The organism is Kitasatospora sp. NPDC030952 (assembly GCF_055571335.1).
This window is the reverse complement of sequence record NZ_JBVIFM010000057.1, coordinates 1-4,228: the sequence shown is the minus strand read 5'-3', so window position 1 is coordinate 4,228 and position 4,228 is coordinate 1. Positions and strand designations below refer to the sequence as shown.

Annotated in this window: 5 protein-coding genes, 1 rRNA gene and 1 pseudogene; 4 read left to right on the top strand and 3 right to left on the bottom strand. The window is 71.9% G+C overall.

The annotated features are described in order from the left end of the window. Both ACZ47G_RS39570 and ACZ47G_RS39565 read right to left on the bottom strand, forming a co-directional pair. Positions 1-96, bottom strand: a pseudogene (locus ACZ47G_RS39570) (electron transfer flavoprotein subunit beta); the annotation flags it as partial. 362 nt (positions 97-458) lie between these two features. Beyond that, the gene (locus ACZ47G_RS39565) at positions 459-872 is read right to left on the bottom strand and encodes a thioredoxin family protein (protein WP_465751364.1); all 414 of its coding nucleotides are present in this window, start codon (positions 870-872) and stop codon (positions 459-461) included. Positions 873-910: 38 nt separating this feature from the next. On the opposite strand from ACZ47G_RS39565, the gene ACZ47G_RS39560 reads away from it, so the two are divergent. The 4 genes from ACZ47G_RS39560 to ACZ47G_RS39545 all read left to right on the top strand — a co-directional run bounded on the left by ACZ47G_RS39560 (position 911) and on the right by ACZ47G_RS39545 (position 4,095). Further along, a complete protein-coding gene (locus ACZ47G_RS39560) occupies positions 911-1,036 on the top strand; it encodes a hypothetical protein (protein WP_465751362.1) in 126 nt (41 codons plus the stop codon). A 44-nt stretch (positions 1,037-1,080) separates the two neighbouring features. Then, a complete protein-coding gene (locus ACZ47G_RS39555) occupies positions 1,081-1,506 on the top strand; it encodes a DUF4395 domain-containing protein (RefSeq protein ID WP_465751360.1) in 426 nt (141 codons plus the stop codon). 238 nt (positions 1,507-1,744) lie between these two features. Next, positions 1,745-2,515 carry a lysophospholipid acyltransferase family protein gene (locus ACZ47G_RS39550; protein ID WP_465751358.1) on the top strand — a complete coding sequence of 257 codons (771 nt, stop codon included), beginning with the start codon at positions 1,745-1,747 and terminating at the stop codon, positions 2,513-2,515. A 203-nt stretch (positions 2,516-2,718) separates the two neighbouring features. Beyond that, positions 2,719-4,095, top strand: a complete 1,377-nt coding sequence (locus tag ACZ47G_RS39545; RefSeq protein ID WP_465751356.1) for a TolB family protein — start codon at positions 2,719-2,721, stop codon at positions 4,093-4,095. 63 nt (positions 4,096-4,158) lie between these two features. Here ACZ47G_RS39545 and rrf read toward each other — a convergent pair. Continuing rightward, positions 4,159-4,228 (bottom strand): 5S ribosomal RNA (rrf, locus tag ACZ47G_RS39540); the annotation flags it as partial.

Here is a 4,228-nt window from a genome sequence, read left to right as displayed (position 1 = left end):
CACACCCTCCCGGTCAGTGGTGTGGTCGTCCGCGAAACGACGGTCACCCGTCGCGTCCGGCACGTACTTCACACAGACGACGATCCTCAAGCTCACGGCCTTGTCTCCTGTACTGGTCTCGTCCGGCGGCTGCGACGTGCAAGCGGGTGCGAACACGCCACGCACCCGCTCCGGGCAGCGAGTTTCCCGTGCCGGTCCGGAACTTCCTGGCAGCATACTCGCCGGTAGTCCAGTGGTCACTACTGGCCAGTAGCTTAGGGCGGAGGGCGCGCGCCGCCGCTTGCGCCCATCCTGCCCCAGCCGGAGGCCGGGTCCACCTCGCGGGGCGGCGCGAACCGACGGCAAACAGATAACAGCTGACAGCGAACAGATTTCATCATCTGTTCGCTGTCAGCTGTTATCCCTCATCCGTCAGCTGTTTCACCGCTGCCCCGTCACCCCTCAGCCGCACCCACGGATCACACCGCCCGGCCGAGCGCCGCGATCACGTCCGCCTTCCGCGGCATCCCCGCCGCCCGGCGCACCACCCGGCCCGCCGCGTCCAGCACCAGGACGGTCGGCGTCCGCAGCACCTCCAGCCGGCGGACCAGCTCCAGCTGGGCCTCGGCGTCCAGCTCGACGTGCGCGACCCCCTCGACCATCTCCGCCACCTCGGCCAGCACCCGCCGGGTCGCCCGGCACGGTTGGCAGAAAGCGGTGGAGAACTGCACCAGCGTCGCCCGCTCACCGAGCGGTCCGCCCAGCTCCGCCTCCGACAGCCGTACCGTCCCGTCCTTGGTGCGCACCCTCAGCCTCCCGTCGCGCCCAGCCCTCAACAGCCCGAACACGGTCGCCGCCGCCAGCACGACGAGGCACACCACCAGTCCGGTCATCCCTCCAGTCTGCGACAGCACAGCCGAGCACCGAAAGGGTGGTCGACCTGCCGACACCGGCCCCGTACGATCGGCGGGTGGACTCCGACCGCCCCTCCCCGCCGCTGCTGACCGTCCGTCGCGTCGTCGACCTGGAGCTGGCCGCCACCGCCCGCTGTCGCTGACGCGCCCCACCACAGCCGTCCGTCGCGACCCTCCCGGAGCCCCCTTGCAGACCGACCCCCGCGGTCACCGCTTCGCCGCCGCGCTCACCACCCTGGTGCTGGCCGCCGCCCTGATCACCGGCAGCGGCCTGCTGCTGGCCGCCCAGGCCGTGGTGTTCGTACTCGGCGCGGCCGGCGGCCCCCGACTGTCCCCGTACGGCTGGCTGTTCCACACCTTCGTCGCACCCCGCCTGACGCCGCCCACCGCGACCGCGGACGAGCGCCCGCTGCGCTTCACCCAGGGCGGCGGGGCGGTGTTCGCCACCGTGGCCGCACTCGGCTACTTCACCGGGGTCATCTGGCTCGGCCTGCTGGCCGGCGCCTTCGCCCTGGCCGCGGCCTTCCTGAACGCCACCTTCGGCTACTGCCTGGGCTGCGAGATCTACCCGATCGTCCGCCGCGCCCAGGGCCGGCTCGGCGCCGGGGCCTGAGCTCCGACGGGTCGCCGTGGGCCGGGCAACGGAAAAGTTCCGCCCCGGGTTCATCACGGACATCACACCGTGAATATTCGCTTGACCCCACGGCTCAGGTGACAGCAGGCACTCGTTCGGGGGATCATCTCCGTGTATCACCCGTGACCGCCGCGGCGTGCCGTGCTCCGGTCGGCTCCCACGCACGGCTCGGGTACCCGTCGTACCGGGCCCCGGCCCGTGGAAGTCAGGACTGACCGTGGCAGAGTTCGTCTACCCGCCGGTGATCGGCGCCGCACTCACCGCCTTCCGTGCGCTCGACGTGCGGATCAAGATCGTCGGCGCCGAGCACATCCCCGCCAGGGGTGGAGCGGTGCTGGTCAGCAACCACATCAGCTACCTGGACTTCCTCTTCGCCGGCCTCGGCGCCTACCGCGGCGGGAAGCGCAAGACCCGCTTCATGGCCAAGGACGACGTCTTCCGGCACAGCATCTCCGGCCCGCTGATGCGCGGCATGAAGCACATCCCGGTCGACCGCACCGACGGCCAGCCCGCCTACGAGGCCGCCGTCCGGGCCCTGCGGGCCGGCGAGGTCGTCGGGGTCTTCCCCGAGGCGACCATCAGCCGCTCGTTCATGCTGAAGAAGTTCAAGACCGGCGCCGCCCGGATGGCCGCCGACTCCGGCACCCCGCTGCTGCCCGTCATCCTCTGGGGCACCCAGCAACTCTGGACCAAGGGCCGCCCCAAGACCCTCACCAAGCGCCACGTCCCGGTGACGATCATGATTGGCGAACCGATTCACCTGGAGCCGGGCGACAAGCCCGTCATGGTCACCAGAAAGCTGCGCGCCGCCATGAGCGAGATGCTCGACCGGGCCCAGCGCGAGTACCCCGGCAAGCCGTCCGGCCCGGACGACTCCTGGTGGCTGCCCGCCCAGCTCGGCGGCACCGCACCCACGCTGGAGGTCGCCGAGGCCGAGGACGAGGCGGAGGCCGTCGCCAAGGCCGAGCGCCGCGCCGCCCGGGACTGACCCACCCCGCCGCACCCCATCCACCCCGTCTACTCCGTGTGACCGAGTGAATGCGATCCGTCGCGTGTCGCCCCGGCCGCCGACACACCCCGTCTGACACAGTGACAGCTCCTTCCAGGGGCCTTCCTCCTGGATTCGTCCTGCGTCCCTCCCACATCGGAGTCGGGCACACGTCGGAGCGGTCGGAAAGGTCGAAGACGGAGATGACACGGATCACCGGCACACGGCAGTCCCCCACCAGCAGCAAGGCCCGCACCCGCGCAACCGCCGGTGCGGGCCTCCTGCTTGTGGGCACCCTGCTCACCGGGTGCGGGGCCGAACCCGGCGACATCCCGCTCTCCGAGATCCGCCCGGAATCACCCACCGCCGCACCGGACCCCAGCCCGTCCGCGACCCCCGGCGTCGTCGGCGCCGCGAACGCCGAGGCCCACAACGGACTGATCGTCAGCCGCGCCTACACCGACGCCGCCCGCGCCACCAGCGCCATCGTCACCCTCGGCCCCGACGGCACCGGCCAGCACCAGATCACCCAGCCGCCCGAGCGCGCCCGCGACGACCGCCCCGACTGGTCCCCCGACGGCACTGCCATCGCCTTCGACCGCACCGACCCCCGGACCGGCGCGGCCCGCCTCTGGACGGTCTCCGCCGGCGGCGACAACGCCCACCAGATCAGCCAGCTCTGCGACAGCGGCAGTGCCACCGCCGACTGCGCCAACGAGGACGAACGCGCCCCCGCCTTCTCCCCGGACGGCAAGCAGCTCGCCTTCAGCCGCTCCTGGGGCGCCCTGGACCAAGCCCACAACAACCAGGTCCAGTACTCGGACCTCTACCTGATGAGCCCCGACGGCACCAGCGTCCAGCGGCTCACCTTCCTCACCAACGACAAGCCCTACTCCGGTGCCATCAGCAATCCCAGCTGGTCCCCGGACGGCAAGCAGCTCACCTTCGAGTACCGCACCAGCGCCACCGCACAGCCCGCCAACAGCCGCGCCATCTACGTCGTCGGCGCGGACGGCACCGGCCTGCGCCAGCTCACCCCCTGGGAACTGCGCGCCGGCGACCGCGCGGCCTGGTCGCCCGACGGCACCCAGATCCTCTTCACCACCTACCCGGCCGGCCCCGACAACGCCCCCGGCGGCGGCATCTACACCGTCCACCCCGACGGCACCGCCATCGGCGCGCTCACCCCCGCGCCCTCCACCGCCTTCTACGGCTCGGCCAGCTACGCGCCCGACGGCAAGTCCATCGTCTTCGCCCAGGCGCCCGCCGGCTCCGGCGCGGACCTCTACAGCATGCGCCCGGACGGTACGGGCGTCGCCCGGCTCACCAACAGCGCGGACAAGTGGCTCGACCGCCCGTCCTGGGGAACGGCGGCCGTGCCGACGGCCCAGGCGACCCCGGCCGAATCCCCGGCCGCGGCCGCGTCAGGGGACCCGTCGGCATCCGCGGTACCGGCGGCGCCCGGGGCACCGGCCGGGGCGACGCCGTCCGGGGCCCCGACCGCTGAGGCCACGCCGGCCCAGGCCCAGGGGCAGCCGAAGACCGACGACACCCAGCCGCAGGACGACGACGACAACTGAGCGCGAAGCAGAAATGCGAAAAGCCCCTGATCCAAAAGGGATCAGGGGCTTTTCTGAAGAATTGTTCGGCGGCGTCCTACTCTCCCACAGGGTCCCCCCTGCAGTACCATCGGCGCTGTGAGGCTTAGCTTCC

What these genes read in the sequence shown, in the direction of transcription:
- ACZ47G_RS39565 (WP_465751364.1), bottom strand. Translation starts at nt 872, where the DNA reads ATGACCGGACTGGTGGTGTGCCTCGTCGTGCTGGCGGCGGCGACCGTG.
- ACZ47G_RS39545 (WP_465751356.1), top strand. Translation starts at nt 2,719, where the DNA reads ATGACACGGATCACCGGCACACGGCAGTCCCCCACCAGCAGCAAGGCC.